2 protein-coding genes are annotated in these 624 nt (G+C 55.1%); both read left to right on the top strand.

From position 1 onward, the window contains the following. A partial coding sequence (locus tag WH277_RS02380; protein WP_339504193.1) for a Csu type fimbrial protein occupies nt 1-334 on the top strand: 334 nt, incomplete at its 5' end. A 24-nt stretch (nt 335-358) separates the two neighbouring features. Continuing rightward, nucleotides 359-624: fimbrial biogenesis chaperone (locus WH277_RS02375; protein WP_445235301.1), on the top strand; the 266-nt coding region annotated here is incomplete at its 3' end.

The raw sequence follows: 624 nt of genomic DNA, 5'->3' as shown, positions 1-624 counted from the left end.
TGTAGGCACTATTACCGCCAATGCCGCCTATGTGCAGAATTCCAGTATTACGCTGGCCTGCACACCGGGAACGGCACTGAGTATGAGTATCAACGGCGGGAGTAACTACACCACCACACGCAACTTGAGAGTCGCCGGCAACACCAACCTGGTGGCGTATAGCCTGTACACCAGTGCCGCTCATACCACCGCCATTCCGGTGAATCAGAATGTGGCACTGACGCTGAGCAATGCCAACAATATTACGCTGCCCATCTACGGCCAGTTACAACTGAGCGGTGTTAACCGCGCCGGGACCTACAGCGACACTTTGACGGTGACTTTGAGCTGGTAATTTCGGGGAATTGAAGGAGCAATAATGAAAAAACATCACCTCGCAGGCGCGCTATTCACTCTGCTGCTGAGCGTTCTGGCACTCAATGCTCATGCCGGGAACTCGGTGCTCATCTGGCCGATCGATCCCAAAATCAGTCAGAACGACAAAGCCACCGAACTGTGGCTGGAAAACCGCGGTGCCAGTACCACGCTGATGCAGGTACGGGTGTTTGGCTGGCAGCAGGTTAACGGTCAGGAGCAATATCAGACTCAGCAACAGGTGGCTGCCAGCCCGCCGATGGTGCGCAT

Source organism: Erwinia sp. MYb416 (assembly GCF_037479575.1).
GTDB lineage: Bacteria > Pseudomonadota > Gammaproteobacteria > Enterobacterales > Enterobacteriaceae > Erwinia > Erwinia rhapontici.
The sequence above is the reverse complement of the archived record's forward strand: the minus strand, read 5'-3'. Positions and strand labels throughout refer to the sequence as shown.